Below are 15161 nucleotides of genomic sequence, written 5' to 3' on the forward strand. Positions count from 1 at the left end.
ATGTAATATGAGCGGATAATCAAGAAAAAACTTCTAAAATTTAATCAATTAACTAAAGTTTTAAATACACCAACACTTATCAGACCAGCTTACAGGGCAATTAAATTGCGAACTGTATTAAAATGTTATTAACATTTTAATACAGTAGTTAATGTACAGAAAATATAAAAGGGAGCGAATGCTCCCTTTTGTTTTTTTACGATTGAGCTATTACTCAACCATATGCTCAGCTAATGCTAGTATTAAAATTCTATTGCCACTCGTGCATACAACTGGCGACCTCGTGGGTCGTGCACTTTTGAGTCAAAGCCAGAGTTAGTAAATACTTGCGGTGGATCTTGATCAGTAATATTTGTACCACCTAGTGTTAACACATAGCTGTTTTCGGTATCAAACATGGCACCAAGGTTTACGTTATATTGAAAATCGACGGTTACGTGGCTATCGATCTCTCTGAAGCCATCTGGACAGCCATCAGCCAGTGCACTGCCGTCAGCACAGTTTTGATCGTCATCGTAACTATCAATGTAACGGACAAATAAGTTAGCTGAATGATTCTCAACCGCCCAGTTCAAGCCAAAGTTCATTCTCAGTTCAGGCGTTGATACACCAATATTGCCGAAGTTCCTAAAACCTACGCCATCAATGCGACCAGCTTGTGGATCGTCTAGGTCATAGTCAAGAATGTAGGTAGCATTAAGACTTGGTGTTAGCTGACCAAAATCAGTGTCAATGCGGTAGCTACTGACTAAATCTAAACCTGCGGTTTCTAGCGACGTAGCATTCACATACGTCGTATTGACTTGCAGTAAAGGACCATTGAGAGGGTCACCAGCCCTAATAACGCGGCTTGTATCTTGTGGGTCTGCATTTAATATTGCTTGGAAGTTTTCTTGGATAATTAAATCCTCGAACTCAAAATTCCAGTAGTCAATTTCTATTGAGAAATCATCAACTGGCTCTAGTGAGAAACCAAGGTTATATGCAGTAGACTCTTCCGGCTTCAAATCCTCATTACCACTTGCTCGAGCCGCAGCGAAAGCCGTTGCACCAGTAAGTGGGTCAACCATTTGGTTTAATGAAGTTGCACCGCCGTCACGTTGGAAAATAGAAGGCGCACGGAAAGACGTTGAATACGAACCACGTAACGAGAAGCTTTCATTAACTCGCCATGAAGCAGCAACCTTCGGGTCAACCGTATCACCAGTGCTTCCGCCGTAGTCTTCATAACGAACAGCAAGTTGCACGTCTAAATCTTCAGTAAGTGGTAATGCCACTTCAGCAAACGCAGCCCAAGTATCTTGATCACCTTTTACATCAGGGTTACCAATAACAAATGAGAATCTATCTTGGTTAGATAAAGCGTCGTAATCTTGCGTTAGATCTTGATAGCGGTACTGAATACCAAACGCGATACCAGCAGCACCGGCATCCATTTCAAATAAGTCAGTTGAAATTAATGCTTCAGCAACTTCAAGGTTAGATTCAGAATCAATTTGTTGTTGTGCAGTAAATGAATCAATTACGTTTTGCGAATTAGGCAACACGGTATAAGAAGTGGCAAACGGGTTGAAGTATTCACAAGGACCTACACCTGCACTACCAGTAAATGGGTCACAACCTTGCCCCCCAAAACCATTTAACGCATTTTGAAACTCCTGCGCTAGCGTGTCGTTAACAGTGAACAAAAAGTCATTACGCGCTGCCGTATAACTCAACTCCCAAAAACCATCTTCTAACTCACCCGTCAAAGTCGTGCTAAAGCGTGCCGTGTCGGATTCTGTGTTAGCGGGGTCGCCAGGTGCACCAAAGCCGATAGCTCGACCAAAGAAAGATACCGGAGCCCCAAAAACGTTACTGGGGTGATCTGCTGGTACCGTCGGGAAAGTTAGTATAGGGAACGATGGAGAGCCACCACGTTCAGCTCTGTTGCGCGCATAGCTGACCTCAGTTGTCCATTTGATGTCATCAGAAAACTCTTTAGTGGCTTTAAAATAAGAAGATACACGCGATTCATCCGCAACGTATGAATAGGTTCTTACGAAGTCAAAACCACAAAAACCAATATCTAGCCCAGGAACCGTACCTGAAGGAGCCAATAATTGCGGGAAGCCGCCAAATTCAGAACAGCCAGTTGGATCAATAAATGGCGTCGCGCCAAGGAAGAACGAACCAGGGTTACCTAGCGCACTGATGTCATCTTCAATCCGGCTTAGCCTGCGATCAGTCAGAAACATCGGTGAGCGGTTAGTATAGCTTACTGCCGCCATCAAGCTGCTGTCATCACCTACCGTACCCCATAAGCCTTGAATAACATATTCTTTGTTGTCACCGTACTTACCGTCTTGATATTCGGCCGTAACTTTAACGCCCTCGTAGTCATTTTTGGTAATGAAGTTCACTACACCAGCAACCGCATCAGAGCCATAAAGTGCGGAAGCACCATCTTTTACGATCTCCATACGACCAATAGCAATCATAGGAACAAGTGAGCTGGTATCAACAAAATTCACACCGCCATTGTTGGGCTGCGCTGTAACTACTTGTCGTTTGTTGTTAAGCAATACGAGTGTTGACGCTACACCAAGCCCCCTAAGGTTAATATTCGATGTACCGGCTGTTGCGTTTTGCGTGAAAGCGTCAGGGTTGTTTTCTGCCCCCGTGTTAATCGTTAAGGTTTGTGTGATATCACTGATGTTTTTCGCCCCTAGCGCATCAATTGCAACACTGTCGACAACAGCCAAAGGAGAAGGTGATTCGAAGTTTTCACTGCGACGGACAAAACTACCGGTAACAAGAATAAGTTCAACTTCTTGTTCATCGGCACTAGTTTCTTGTTGAGCGTAAACTATTTGGGTCGGCAACAGGGTTGCAGCCACTATTGCACTAATAGCGCTTATTTTAGTTTTTAGTTCCATGTAGACACCTGAATGTTGTTGTTATAATTAGCCATGGCGTCTTGTTTTGTCATATTTATAATTGAAAACGCACAGCTAGTTAAAATATAGACACGTGCGCCAGATTGTTCAAACTGTAACTTTCTTAAAAAACAGATAGATACGTGATATTTTTGAAGTATTTATTCTATTTTTATCATGCCAATTCTCAAATCCAAATGTGTCATTTTTTGTACAAAACAAGCATCACAGTGTTTATTTATTCACCAACCCCTTGAGTAATAAAGGATAGGTGAAACTGGGTGCATTGCTGATCACGATTAAAATTCTGGTTAAAGCATGAGCTAACATTAACACTCAAGCAGGTTAACCATAACTAAACACAATAACGAACATTCATAGTTTTTATCTAAAAACACAAAGCTAGAGCTAGCTTGAGCTGTAGAAGAGAATTTAAAAGCTTTTTAAATCGTCACTCTAAATAATTCACGTGAATTTACGAGTATAAATAGCCTTTATAACTTCGACAAATTTAAAGCTTTGGCTGGAGCGACAGCAGTTGCCATTTAGGAGGCAATATTTATGCGCTTTTAATAGACAGTTTTTCAGGGGTTAGACATTGGTTAGTGAAAACAATAAAGCGAGTGAACAAAAAAAGGCGGGGTATTGCCATTCAGTCTTTGAACATTCGCGGTTCTTTAAGATTCGCGGTTACAAGTCCTGCGGCAATCGATAATATAAGAGAATAAAGCAATCAAGAGCAGGCGCTGTTGGTTAATATAAATATTTACCAACAGCGCCAGTTTAGGCTGAATAAGCTAGCACTGATAAAACGCTTCCATGCGTCGCAAAATAAGGCAAAGCAAAGCAGCGCATTAAAACTAGGCTAGTTTTTTTCAGGCAATGTAACGTTGAGTTCCAGTACTGCTAGATCATCGTCTTTTTGTTCCAGCTGAACAGACACTTGATCAGAGTTAATGCTTGGCACATATTTGCTGATCACTTCAATAATATCACGCTTCATTTGCGGCAGATAATCAGGGCCAGAGCGGGCATTTCGCTCATGTGCAACAATAATTTGCAGGCGCTCTTTAGCTAGCGACGCTGAAGTTTTCTTTGACGAACGAAAATAATCTAATAAAGCCATCACTTAACTCCCAAATAAGCGGTTTAATAATCCTTTTTTCTTCGCCGTTAAGAAGCGAAAATCAACTTTCTCACCAAGTAATCTTTCAACTGCATCAATGTAGGCTTGGCCAGCATCACTTTGCTCATCCAAGATGACTGGTTGTCCGGCATTTGAAGCACTAAGCACAGCTTTAGACTCAGGAATAACCCCAATGAGCTCAATCGCTAAAATTTCTTTTACGTCTTCAACACTTAGCATTTCCCCCATATCAACGCGCTCTGGATTGTAACGGGTTAATAATAGATGCTCAGGAATACTGCTACCTTGCTCAGCATGGCGCGACTTACTTTGCAAAATACCTAGAATACGGTCTGAGTCACGCACTGATGATACTTCTGGATTTGTAACCACAATTGCCTCATCGGCAAAATAAAGCGCCATTTGCGCGCCAGCTTCAATACCCGCTGGCGAATCACATAGAATGTAATCAAAATCTTTGCTTAAGTCGTCTAGCACCTTGCCAACGCCTTCTTTAGTCAACGCATCTTTATCACGCGTTTGTGACGCAGGTAAGATATAAAGGTTTTCCACGCGCTTATCTTTGATTAACGCTTGGTTTAAGTTAGCTTCACCATTGATAACGTTAACAAAGTCATAAACTACGCGACGCTCAACGCCCATAATCAAATCAAGATTACGGAGGCCGATATCAAAATCTAGAATAACGGTTTTTTTCCCCTTTAACGCCAAACCAGTGCCAATTGCCGCACTTGACGTAGTTTTACCAACACCACCTTTACCTGATGTCACTACAATAATTTTTGCCATACAGCTCTTCCTTTATTTTAAATCTTCTACGGTTAACTGATCATCAACTAATCTAACGCTTGCCGCTTTTGCCCATGCTTTCTCTTGCAAGGAATCACTTAACCAGTAATTACCATTGATTGACACCAACTCAGCTTGCAAATTGCTACAGTAAATTCTGGCTGTCTTATCGCCTTTAGCGCCTGCAATGGCTCGTCCTCTGAGCGTGCCATAGATGTGAATATTGCCGTCGGCAATAACTTCTGCGCCAGCACTAACCTGACCTTTAATTATCAAGTCGGTATCTTTTGCATAAATTTGCTGACCAGAGCGAATAGTGTGCTCAATTACTTTGGCAGGCTGAAATACCGGCTTTTCAACGAGCTTTTCTACTGTTTTTTCGACAACTTTTTCCACAATTTTCTCAGGTTTAGCCGCCACATTTGGCTTTGCTGTACCCGCTTTATCTTGGCTATGAGCGACAACCGCCAATCCTGCTTCTTTCGCAGCTTCCTTCTGTGCCTTACTGCCACCGCTAATACCAACGAAAATAAAATCGTGACGCTCAACCACGGCTTTAACTGCAGCGAAGTCGATAACGCTTTCTGCCAGTGCGGCTATATTAATGATTAAGGGAGCTCGGTAGAAAAACCCTGGGGCTTGTTCAACTTTGGCTTTTAGCCAAGCTGACAACTTATTTAAATCATATTCAGTCATCTGCAGCGCAGATAATGTAAATAAGCTACCTTTGAGTTCAAACTCAGCTTGCGACATAAACTAGAAAACTCCAACAACCTAACAACCAGATGTCAAAAACTGATCTAAACGAATGCCTTAATAAATCCATCTAGCGGTAAGCTATGTATCAAGGCTTGTGAATAATGAAATGGTATAGTCAGCGATCTGCGATAGCAAGTAAAAATAGCGCCTTGAGCAGTGTAATCGACAAAATTTGGCAAAGAACAGGGAGCCACTTGAAAAATCATCGCGTAAGTCAAACCAAAGTAGGTTTAAGGTTTAGCTAAACCATAACAGTAAATGGTTCGTACTCACCTCTAATACACCTTTCGTGTACCTCTCGTACATTAGAATAATTCGACTGAAGTGGCCTGCTAGGATATAAATAAGCGCAATAACTCAAAGACTACAATACGTTTAATTAAACTCTGCCCTCTATGTCGACTTCCTTACAAGATATTTTAACCACTTGGCACTCTCGCAAAGACCAAACCGAATGGGTACTTTGCACCCTCTATAAAACCGAAGGATCTAGCTATCGTAAGCCGGGTGCTATGATGATGTTTTCCGGAGATGGCGCCCAGCTAGGCTTGCTATCTGGTGGTTGCTTAGAAGGAGATATTCAGCAACATGCTAAACAAGTCATTGCTAATCAGTTAACAAAACAACTGACCTATGATGCCACAGATGAAGACGACCTGACGTTTCAACTCGGGATTGGTTGTGGCGGTATTGTCCATATTTTAATGCAGCCGGTTAGCAAAGCGAATGACTACCTAGCATTAGACAAGTTGCTGGCGTCGCTTCAGCAAGAAGGTAGCGGTATTTACCGTCAGCAAATACCGGGTAGCCCAAGCCAAGCGATAGGACAATTTGAAGCTATTGAACAAACAGGAAAATGGTCTACTAATCGCAAAGCGACATTAGTCCAACTAGATAATACCACTTGGCTAGAAACTCACATTTACCCCGATCCTCACTTGCTAATCGTTGGCGGCGGTTATGACGCTCGGCCATTATCAAGCATGGCAAAAAACATGGGCTGGCAAGTTTCGGTATGGGATTCAAGAGCAGCAAATGCCCGTAAAGCCTATTTTCAAGATGCCGATCATATCCTTAACTGCTCTATTGAAGAGCTCGCAGAATTTACTCACCAGCATAAAATTGCCGGAATTGTTTATATGTGCCACAGCGTTAGCTTAGATGCTAAAACACTGGCAGCACTGCACCAAATGCCTGTTGCCTATATGGGGTTACTAGGTCCTGCGCATCGCAAAGACCAGGTAATAGAAGCGAGCGGTATCGGTATCGATAAAATGACAGCGCCACTTTCGGGCCCAATCGGTCTAAACCTTGGTGGGGAAACACCAGAGAGTATAGCGTTAGCGATTTTGGCAGAAATGCATGCGGTGATTTGTCAAAGAGATGGGAAGTCGTTAAGTAACGTTATTCAGTATCTCTTTGGTTAGCTATTTCGTTAGCGCATCATTGAGAAACAAAAAGGGTAATAACATCGCTGTTATTACCCTTTTTAATTTTCGAATTTTAACGCTAAACGCTAGTGATTTTCAGACACCATATTAACTGTGTACTTTGGAATCTCAACTACCAAATCTTCGTCTTTAATAATCGCTTGGCAGCCTAAGCGAGATTCTGGCTCTAAGCCCCATGCTTTATCAAGCATATCGTCTTCTAGCTCATCTGATTCATCTAATGAGTCAAAACCCTCACGAATGATAACGTGGCAAGTAGTACAGGCACAGACCTTTTCACAGGCGTGTTCAATGCCAATGTCATTTTTAAGCGCAACGTTTAATACGCTTTCACCCTGCTCTGCTTCAACAACAGCGCCATCTGGGCAAAGCTCTTCATGTGGTAAGAAAATAATTTGTGGCATGCTTTTACACCTTATCTACCGATTGGCCAGCCAGCGCAGTGCGTATTGAGGAGTCCATACGCTTTTCGGCAAAGCTTGCCGTTACCTGATTAACCACTTCAATTTGTTGTTCAATATCGTTAGTTGCCGTTGTTTTTGCAACCGCTTCTAACGTCGTTAACGCTACGTCAATCTTTTCGATCTCTTCAGCATCTAATAAATCTTTATCTGCATCGAGCGCGGCGCGCACTGACTCTAAGACTCGCGCAGCTTCTACTTGTTGCTCTTTTAGCATGCGCGCTTGCATATCTTGCTTAGCATTGGTCATTGAGTCTTTGATCATATTGGCGATTTGATTTTCCTCAAGGCCGAATGACGGTTTTACTTCAATGCTGGCTTCAACACCCGTTGATTTTTCCATGGCACTAACTTCTAACAGACCATCTGCGTCCACTTTAAAAGTTACGCGAATATGAGCCGCACCTGCTGCCATTGGCGGAATGCCACGAAGCTCAAAGCGCGCTAGCGAACGGCAAGCATCTACGAGTTCACGTTCACCTTGCAGTACATGAATCGACATCGCCGTTTGGCCGTCTTTAAACGTGGTGAATTCTTGCGCCTTAGCGACAGGAATTGTGGTGTTACGCTGGATAACTTTTTCCACTAAGCCGCCCATCGTCTCTAAACCTAGCGATAGTGGAATAACATCAAGCAACAACATATCGCTGTCAGGTTTATTACCCGCCAAAATATCCGCTTGAATCGCCGCGCCAATTGCGACCACTTTATCAGGGTCGATTGACGTTAGTGGCAGTTGACCGAAAAACTTTTCTACTTCACTGCGCACTAATGGCACACGTGTCGAGCCACCGACCATGACCACTTCAATTACTTCATTGGTAGCAACATCCGCATCTTTTAAAGCGCGGCGACAAGCGCGCAAGGTTTGATTAACCAGCTTGCCAACTAAAGCGTCAAAAGTTGCTTTAGTTAACTCATGCTGCCACGACGCACCATTTTCCAGCGCTAAACTTACTGTATGTTGTTCGGTATTAGACAGAGCTTCTTTGGCTAAGCACGCTTGTTGGATGATTTGGCGCTCCATTGAAGCGGAAAGTGGACGCTGTAAGCCAGCTTGCTCAACTAAGTAATCGGCAACGGCGATATCAAAATCATCACCACCTAAAGCTGAATCGCCACCGGTTGCTAATACTTCAAATACACCTTTATTTAAGCGCAGAATTGAAATATCAAAGGTACCACCGCCCAAGTCATATACGGCGATTACGCCTTCTTTGCCAGAGTCCAAACCGTAGGCTACCGCTGCAGCAGTTGGTTCGTTCAGTAAGCGAAGTACATTTAAGCCAGCTAATTTTGCCGCATCTTTTGTACTTTGGCGCTGAGCATCATCAAAGTAGGCAGGTACTGTGATTACCGCACCGACTAGTTCGCCACCTAAAGCAGATTCCGCACGTTCGCGTAACGTTGCAAGCACTTCACCCGAAACTTGTACTGGGTTGATTTGCCCTTGGCGAGTAATTAATTCAGGATGATTCTCATCACCACCAAATTCATACGGTAAGGTAGGATATTTGCTTTGAATATCAGCCAGTGAACGACCAATTAAGCGCTTGGCAGAAACAATCGTATTTTGTGGGTCAGCGATTGAGAATTCTTTGGCGGCATAACCCACTAACGTTTGGTCTGCTTGATAGCTAACGATAGATGGCAAAATGTCTTGGCCATTTTTATCTTTTAAGGTGGTGCTTTCGCCACTTTGGACACTGGCAACTAAGGAGTTGGTAGTGCCTAAGTCAATACCCACGGCAAGGCGATGTTCATGAGGGACAGTACTTTGCCCAGGTTCTGCGATTTGTAGTAACGCCATGGCGGTCTCTAATGTCGATATTCTTAACTAGTTTGGTGGTATGGCTAGGTATTGGAAAATGGTTAGCCTTATTAACTTGTTCAGTTATTGGCGAAACCCTAGCCGAATAATTGTGCTTTCTTTCGTTTTGTTTTGCTCGGTTTTGTTGTTAGCTTTCGAACATTTGTTGTTAGCTTTCGAACAATAAGTCTTCTAAGCGATCAAGTTCCACATTCAATTTATGATAAAACTTGAGCTTACGTAAAATCTCACTGGCTGCTTGATTAGCCTCAGCAGTTTGCTCTGCCAGTTTTACCTGCATCGCTTTGTACAGCTCAGTAAATTCGCTTTCCAGTACCTGATTAGCTTCAAAGATAGCGGCATCGATATCGTCGGCAAACTTTACTTCTGCCAACATTTCACGCAATTCCATCTGGCGCATCAAAAACATATTGTCTTTAAATGATGCTTGCTCGTTCGGCATTTCAGTACCGCGCAGCGTTAGCATGTATTCAGCACGTTTTAATGGTTTTTTCAGGGTTTGGTAAGCATCGTTAATCAGCGATGACTTTTGCACCGCTAACATTTGCTCTTGGCTTGAGGCATGCGCGAAGCGATCAGGGTGAACGCTTCGCTGTAGTTGTTGATAAACTTGCGTTAAGTGAGAGGTATCAATATTGAATTTCTCGTCAAGCGCAAACAATTCAAAGTAATTCAAAACAACTCCACTTATGTCTTACAAATTACAATCTGACTAATTAAAAGTTAAGCTAAAAGTTAAACTAAAGTTAACGCCTTAAACGTTAAAGCTTTCACCACAACCACATTCGCCTTTGGCATTAGGGTTGGTAAATTTAAAGCCTTCGTTAAGCCCTTCTTTAACAAAGTCTAACTCAACACCTTCAAGATAAACTAAGCTTTTACCATCAATGATAATATTCACATCATCGATATTGTAAAGCTCGTCATCTTCATTGAGTTCATCAACAAACTCTAAAACATAGGCAAGACCTGAGCAGCCAGTGGTTTTTATACCTAAACGCAAGCCAAGGCCTTTGCCTCGGTTGGTTAAGAACGATCTAACGCGATCGGCTGCTGCTGTTGTCATGGTTACTGCCATAAATACCTCTTAGCTGTATGCCTTATTTTACTGAACCGACTATTATCTTGCCTAGTTTGCTTGTTTAGTCTGGTAATCTTCAAGCGCAGCTTTAATTGCGTCTTCCGCTAAGATAGAGCAGTGAATTTTAACTGGTGGTAATGCTAGCTCTTCAGCGATTGCTGTGTTTTTAATTTCAGCCGCTTCTTCAATGCTCTTGCCTTTTACCCACTCTGTTACCAGTGAGCTAGAAGCGATTGCTGAACCACAACCGTAAGTTTTGAATTTTGCATCTTCGATAATACCTGCGTCAGATATTTTCAATTGCAACTTCATTACATCACCACAAGCTGGTGCACCTACCATACCGGTTGCTACTTGTGGATCGTTTTTGTCTAGAGAGCCAACGTTACGTGGGTTCTCGTAATGATCGATTACTTTTTCACTGTATGCCATTATTCTTTACTCCTAGCTGTCAGCGCTTAGTGCGCTACCCACTCAACTGATTCTAAATCGATACCGTCTTGGAACATTTCCCAAAGTGGCGACATTTCACGTAGGTGACCAATTGCGTTTTGAATAAGCTCAATTGCGTAGTCAATTTCTTCTTCTGTAGTGAAGCGACCAAAGCTAAAGCGAATTGAACTGTGTGCTAACTCGTCGTTTAAACCTAACGCACGTAATACATACGAAGGTTCAAGGCTAGCAGATGTACATGCCGAGCCACTTGATACGGCTAAGTCTTTCAGCGCCATTATCAGTGATTCACCTTCAACAAAGTTGAAGCTTACATTTAGGTTACCCGGGTAACGCTTATCAAAATCACCATTTACAAATACTTGCTCCATATCCTTGATACCCGCCCATAAGCGGTCACGCATTTTGATTACGTGCTCAAGGTCTTGTGCCATCTCTTCTTTAGCGATTCGGAATGCTTCACCCATACCAACAATTTGGTGCGTTGGTAAAGTACCGCTGCGCATGCCGCGCTCATGACCACCACCGTGGATTTGCGACTCTAAACGGATACGAGGTTTACGACGCACGTATAAGGCACCAATCCCTTTCGGGCCGTAAATTTTGTGTGCAGAGAACGACATTAAGTCAACTTTCAAGGTCTGCATATCAATTGGTAATTTACCTGCACTTTGCGCAGCATCTACGTGGAATACGATTTTGCGAGCGCGACACATTTCACCAATTTCTTGAATATCTTGAACCACACCAATCTCGTTGTTGATGTGCATAATAGAAACCAACACAGTATCTTCACGCATTGCTGCTTCTAACTTAGTTAGGTCGATTAAACCGTTTGGCTCTGGGTCAAGGTAAGTGACTTCATAACCGTGACGCTCAAGTTCACGAGTGGTATCAAGTACCGCTTTGTGCTCAGTTTTGCTGGTAATAATGTGCTTACCTTTTTTGCTGTAAAACTGTGCAGCACCTTTGATCGCCAAGTTATTTGATTCGGTTGCACCAGAGGTGAATACGATCTCGCGCGAATCAGCATTGATTAGATCAGCAATTTGGTTACGAGCGATATCAACCGCTTCTTCTGCCTGCCAACCGAACTTGTGCGAGCGTGACGCTGGGTTACCATAATGGCCATCCGTTGTAAGGTACGCCATCATTTTTTCGGCGACACGTTTGTCTACTGGGGTAGTAGCTGAATAGTCAAAATAAATCGGTAATTTCATGGAATCGTATTCTCCAATATTTGTAACAACTGGCCCTTACCAGTCGTTTACTATCTTTTGTGTTGCAATCAAGGTTTCGAGTCCGCTATCAGCGATACTTTGCTGATCTTTGTCCTGTCGCTGTGAAACCGATTTCACATCTCTTTGTTCTACGAGCTCAGCCAAAGAAATGTTTTGTAAAAACTCTTCGATGCGTTTACTTAAATCTGACCATAACGTATGAGTTAAACATTGGTGCCCGCCTTGGCAGTTACCTTGTCCCATACATTTAGTGGCATCTACGCTTTCATCTACCGCACTGATGACATCAGCCACGGCAATTTGCGCAGAGCACTTACCTAAGCGGTAGCCACCACCTGGGCCACGAACACTGGTCACTAAACCGTGTTTGCGTAAACGCGAAAATAATTGCTCTAGGTAAGAAAGAGATATCCCTTGTCTTTCGGAAATATCAGCCAGAGGCACAGGACCAGAGGCAGCATGAATCGCTACATCTAACATCGCTGTTACGGCATAACGCCCTTTGGAAGTTAATTTCATAGTGTGCCCTAGTTAATTTGCCGCGCAATTTTACATAACCTAGTAAATTAGTCAAACAAATACCTGAGCAATTTACTCAGGTATTTTAAATTCTTTACTTGAATGCAGTCAAGAAATACTTGAGTAAAATACTCAAGTATTTTTCAGAGGACAAATTTTAAAGGAAATTAACTAACAATTTGAATGCACTAGACAGTTAAATTTTAGGGTCGAATGATTCTACTGTTTTTAAACGTCGGGCCGCAGCCTTTTGCTCATCTTCTACAAATTCACCAACGCGTAATTCAGGTAATTCTTTGTCGCAAACGTTACCACCTAGATTGTTCACTTCTTTACATAAATCACCCACTTTATTGTCCATCAAGTGGATGTGGTCAAGTAAGCGGCCTATCGCTTTAGCCACAGGATCTGGGTTGTCTTCAGATACAGCGTAAGCGTCAAAGCCATACTTTTTGGCGACTTCATCGCGAGTGCCGTTGCTTTTCTTCTTGCCGTTTGAGTTCACAATTTTACCTGGAATACCAACCGCAGTAGAGTTAGCAGGCACATCTTTAACCACTACGGAGTTCGAGCCAACTTTACCACCATCATCAATAAGAATCGGGCCTAACACTTTGGCGCCTGCGCCAATGACTACATTGTTGCCCAAAGTTGGGTGACGCTTGCCTTCTTTCCAGCTCGTGCCGCCAAGAGTAACGCCTTGATAAAGCGTGACATCATCACCAATTTCAGCAGTACCACCTATGACCACACCCATTCCGTGATCGATAAAAAAGCGGCGACCTATGGTTGCACCTGGGTGAATCTCGATGCCTGTTAGCCAGCGAGAAAAGGTTGAAATCGTACGGGCTAGCCATTTCCAATCGCGTTTCCATAGCTTGTGAGCAAGGCGATGAAACCAAATGGCGTGCAAGCCTGGGTAGTTGGTTAATACTTCAAAGCTGTTGCGCGCTGCTGGGTCGCGATCAAAGACACTGTTTATATCTTCTTTGATTCGGCTAAACATATTTCTTCCTAATATCTAAAAATCGAATGAATCGATAACGAATCAATAACGAATCGAAAGTTAAAGCGATTTATTTTCATTATTGTTGGCTAAAAGCACTACGCTTATTAAGCGCTAATCTAGCGGCAAACGCGACCCTAATTACAATTTAAAACAATTATTTGGCCTATTCGCCCAGCTTATCGCCTTTTTTATCGTCTTCTTACTGGCCTTTTGACTTAGCGTCACCTTTGTCAGAGCCTTCGCCATTTACCTTGGCAAGCTGCTTAGCCGTTTTCTCAACCGATGACAAAATACCGCGCCACATTTTGACTTCTTTGGTGTCTGGACGTGCGCGATTGATAAAGCGGCGTAACTTAGTCATTACCAAACCAGGGTGACTCGGCACGATAAAACCAGTGGCTTTCAGTGCTTCTTCAAAGTGTGTGAACATACGCTCTGTTTCTTCAACGACAGGGTATTCTTCTTCATCTTCAGCACTCGCCGGCTTAGTATACTGCGCTTCATTGGCAGCTAAATATGCCATACGCACTTCGTAGCTTAAGGTTTGTACCGCCATTGCTAAGTTTAATGAACTGTACTCAGGGTTTGCTGGGATTTGTACATGGAAGTGACAAAGTTGCAGTTCATCATTGGTCAAGCCACTGCTTTCACGGCCAAATACTAATGCCACTGGATAATTAGGCACTTCTTCAATCAGCTTTTCACCGCAACTACGAGGCTCCAGCATCGGCCATGGCAGGGTGCGAGAGCGAGCACTGGTACCAACGACAAGACCACAATCTTCAATCGCTTCTTCAAGCGTGCTAACGACTTGCGCATTGGCTAATACATCAGTCGCGCCTGCCGCTAGTGCTTGCGCTTGACCATTTGGCATTTCGATAGGATCTACTAAGACTAATTGGCTTAACCCCATAGTTTTCATGGCGCGTGCTGCCGAGCCAATGTTACGGCAATCGGAGGTATTCACGAGCACAATTTTTACATTGGCTAGATTTGGCGTATTGGTTGATGCGTTTGCTGTTGAGTCGTTTGACATTATAACTATCTAGATGGCTAAAAATCCTGACATTTTATCACAAGAATATCAGGGGTGATTAGCGTATTTTGCATTTTATCAATAAAGCCCGCTATTTTGATTCGATCTCTATTAGTGCGTTTTGTTCTATATTCGAACTTTTCATACGGGATTATGATTTTCTATTCGTCAGTTCTAGCCAACTAGGCACAATTCAAACTAACTACTCAACCCTGTCGGCTTTTTCGCTTTCAACTATACTTTTCTATGATTTAAATCATGTTCAGCTACATATTGATACAGGCTTAAACTAGCGACGCACAATGGTGAGTAGTAAAATAGCGCGCGAAAAATTTGGTGGGTGGTCATACCATTTATATTTTGGTTAGTAATGCAGTAAACAGCACGTGAAGTTTCTTCGTTGTTAATCCGAAAATGAATAGGCCCCATTCAACCAAAGCAATTTAAAATTAATGCGAAATTAAAA

At 42.8% G+C, this 15161-nt stretch carries 14 protein-coding genes; 1 reads left to right on the top strand and 13 read right to left on the bottom strand.

Translation table 11 applies throughout. The annotated features are described in order from the left end of the window. Window positions 1–242: 242 nt before the first annotated feature. The 4 genes from DXX92_RS14490 to minC all read right to left on the bottom strand — a co-directional run bounded on the left by DXX92_RS14490 (window position 243) and on the right by minC (window position 5607). Window positions 243–2918 carry a TonB-dependent receptor plug domain-containing protein gene (locus DXX92_RS14490; RefSeq protein WP_116001089.1) on the bottom strand — a complete coding sequence of 892 codons (2676 nt, stop codon included), beginning with the start codon at window positions 2916–2918 and terminating at the stop codon, window positions 243–245. 865 nt (window positions 2919–3783) lie between these two features. Further along, window positions 3784–4044, bottom strand: coding sequence for a cell division topological specificity factor MinE (gene minE, locus DXX92_RS14495; protein ID WP_116001090.1), 261 nt, complete (start codon window positions 4042–4044; stop codon window positions 3784–3786). Between the two features lie 3 nt (window positions 4045–4047). Further along, window positions 4048–4854, bottom strand: coding sequence for a septum site-determining protein MinD (minD, locus tag DXX92_RS14500; protein ID WP_116001091.1), 807 nt, complete (start codon window positions 4852–4854; stop codon window positions 4048–4050). A 12-nt stretch (window positions 4855–4866) separates the two neighbouring features. Further along, a complete protein-coding gene (gene minC / locus DXX92_RS14505) occupies window positions 4867–5607 on the bottom strand; it encodes a septum site-determining protein MinC (RefSeq protein WP_116001092.1) in 741 nt (246 codons plus the stop codon). Between the two features lie 401 nt (window positions 5608–6008). Here minC and DXX92_RS14510 point away from each other — a divergent pair, with 401 nt between their 5' ends. Then, window positions 6009–7040: an XdhC family protein gene (locus DXX92_RS14510; protein ID WP_116001093.1), complete on the top strand. Its 1032-nt coding sequence runs from the start codon at window positions 6009–6011 to the stop codon at window positions 7038–7040. 89 nt (window positions 7041–7129) lie between these two features. Here the strand turns inward: DXX92_RS14510 and fdx are convergent, their stop codons facing one another. The 9 genes from fdx to trmJ form a co-directional block, all read right to left on the bottom strand. Then, window positions 7130–7468 (bottom strand): ISC system 2Fe-2S type ferredoxin, encoded by a 339-nt coding sequence (gene fdx / locus DXX92_RS14515; RefSeq protein WP_116001094.1) that lies wholly within the window; start codon window positions 7466–7468, stop codon window positions 7130–7132. 4 nt (window positions 7469–7472) lie between these two features. Further along, window positions 7473–9335, bottom strand: a complete 1863-nt coding sequence (gene hscA, locus DXX92_RS14520; RefSeq protein ID WP_116001095.1) for a Fe-S protein assembly chaperone HscA — start codon at window positions 9333–9335, stop codon at window positions 7473–7475. 169 nt (window positions 9336–9504) lie between these two features. Further along, the gene (gene hscB / locus DXX92_RS14525; protein ID WP_116001096.1) at window positions 9505–10032 is read right to left on the bottom strand and encodes a co-chaperone HscB; all 528 of its coding nucleotides are present in this window, start codon (window positions 10030–10032) and stop codon (window positions 9505–9507) included. A gap of 78 nt (window positions 10033–10110) precedes the next feature. Then, window positions 10111–10434: an iron-sulfur cluster assembly protein IscA gene (gene iscA, locus DXX92_RS14530; protein WP_116001097.1), complete on the bottom strand. Its 324-nt coding sequence runs from the start codon at window positions 10432–10434 to the stop codon at window positions 10111–10113. 51 nt (window positions 10435–10485) lie between these two features. Further along, window positions 10486–10869 (bottom strand): Fe-S cluster assembly scaffold IscU, encoded by a 384-nt coding sequence (gene iscU / locus DXX92_RS14535; RefSeq protein ID WP_116001098.1) that lies wholly within the window; start codon window positions 10867–10869, stop codon window positions 10486–10488. A gap of 26 nt (window positions 10870–10895) precedes the next feature. Beyond that, window positions 10896–12110 carry an IscS subfamily cysteine desulfurase gene (locus DXX92_RS14540; RefSeq protein ID WP_116001099.1) on the bottom strand — a complete coding sequence of 405 codons (1215 nt, stop codon included), beginning with the start codon at window positions 12108–12110 and terminating at the stop codon, window positions 10896–10898. 36 nt (window positions 12111–12146) lie between these two features. After that, window positions 12147–12650, bottom strand: a complete 504-nt coding sequence (gene iscR, locus DXX92_RS14545; protein WP_116001100.1) for a Fe-S cluster assembly transcriptional regulator IscR — start codon at window positions 12648–12650, stop codon at window positions 12147–12149. A gap of 196 nt (window positions 12651–12846) precedes the next feature. Further along, window positions 12847–13656 (bottom strand): serine O-acetyltransferase, encoded by an 810-nt coding sequence (gene cysE / locus DXX92_RS14550; RefSeq protein ID WP_116001101.1) that lies wholly within the window; start codon window positions 13654–13656, stop codon window positions 12847–12849. A 202-nt stretch (window positions 13657–13858) separates the two neighbouring features. Beyond that, a complete protein-coding gene (gene trmJ / locus DXX92_RS14555) occupies window positions 13859–14695 on the bottom strand; it encodes a tRNA (cytosine(32)/uridine(32)-2'-O)-methyltransferase TrmJ (protein WP_116001102.1) in 837 nt (278 codons plus the stop codon). Between the last annotated feature and the right edge of the window lie 466 nt (window positions 14696–15161).

The sequence above is a fragment of the Thalassotalea euphylliae genome (assembly GCF_003390395.1).
GTDB lineage: Bacteria > Pseudomonadota > Gammaproteobacteria > Enterobacterales > Alteromonadaceae > Thalassotalea_F > Thalassotalea_F euphylliae_C.

Excerpts from the sequence above, each read along its gene's own strand:
- DXX92_RS14490 (WP_116001089.1), bottom strand. The coding sequence starts at position 2,918 with ATGGAACTAAAAACTAAAATAAGCGCTATTAGTGCAATAGTGGCTGCA.
- minE (WP_116001090.1), bottom strand. The coding sequence starts at position 4,044 with ATGGCTTTATTAGATTATTTTCGTTCGTCAAAGAAAACTTCAGCGTCG.
- minD (WP_116001091.1), bottom strand. The coding sequence starts at position 4,854 with ATGGCAAAAATTATTGTAGTGACATCAGGTAAAGGTGGTGTTGGTAAA.
- minC (WP_116001092.1), bottom strand. The coding sequence starts at position 5,607 with ATGTCGCAAGCTGAGTTTGAACTCAAAGGTAGCTTATTTACATTATCT.
- DXX92_RS14510 (WP_116001093.1), top strand. The coding sequence starts at position 6,009 with ATGTCGACTTCCTTACAAGATATTTTAACCACTTGGCACTCTCGCAAA.
- fdx (WP_116001094.1), bottom strand. The coding sequence starts at position 7,468 with ATGCCACAAATTATTTTCTTACCACATGAAGAGCTTTGCCCAGATGGC.
- hscA (WP_116001095.1), bottom strand. The coding sequence starts at position 9,335 with ATGGCGTTACTACAAATCGCAGAACCTGGGCAAAGTACTGTCCCTCAT.
- iscA (WP_116001097.1), bottom strand. The coding sequence starts at position 10,434 with ATGGCAGTAACCATGACAACAGCAGCAGCCGATCGCGTTAGATCGTTC.
- iscU (WP_116001098.1), bottom strand. The coding sequence starts at position 10,869 with ATGGCATACAGTGAAAAAGTAATCGATCATTACGAGAACCCACGTAAC.
- DXX92_RS14540 (WP_116001099.1), bottom strand. The coding sequence starts at position 12,110 with ATGAAATTACCGATTTATTTTGACTATTCAGCTACTACCCCAGTAGAC.
- iscR (WP_116001100.1), bottom strand. The coding sequence starts at position 12,650 with ATGAAATTAACTTCCAAAGGGCGTTATGCCGTAACAGCGATGTTAGAT.
- cysE (WP_116001101.1), bottom strand. The coding sequence starts at position 13,656 with ATGTTTAGCCGAATCAAAGAAGATATAAACAGTGTCTTTGATCGCGAC.
- trmJ (WP_116001102.1), bottom strand. The coding sequence starts at position 14,695 with ATGTCAAACGACTCAACAGCAAACGCATCAACCAATACGCCAAATCTA.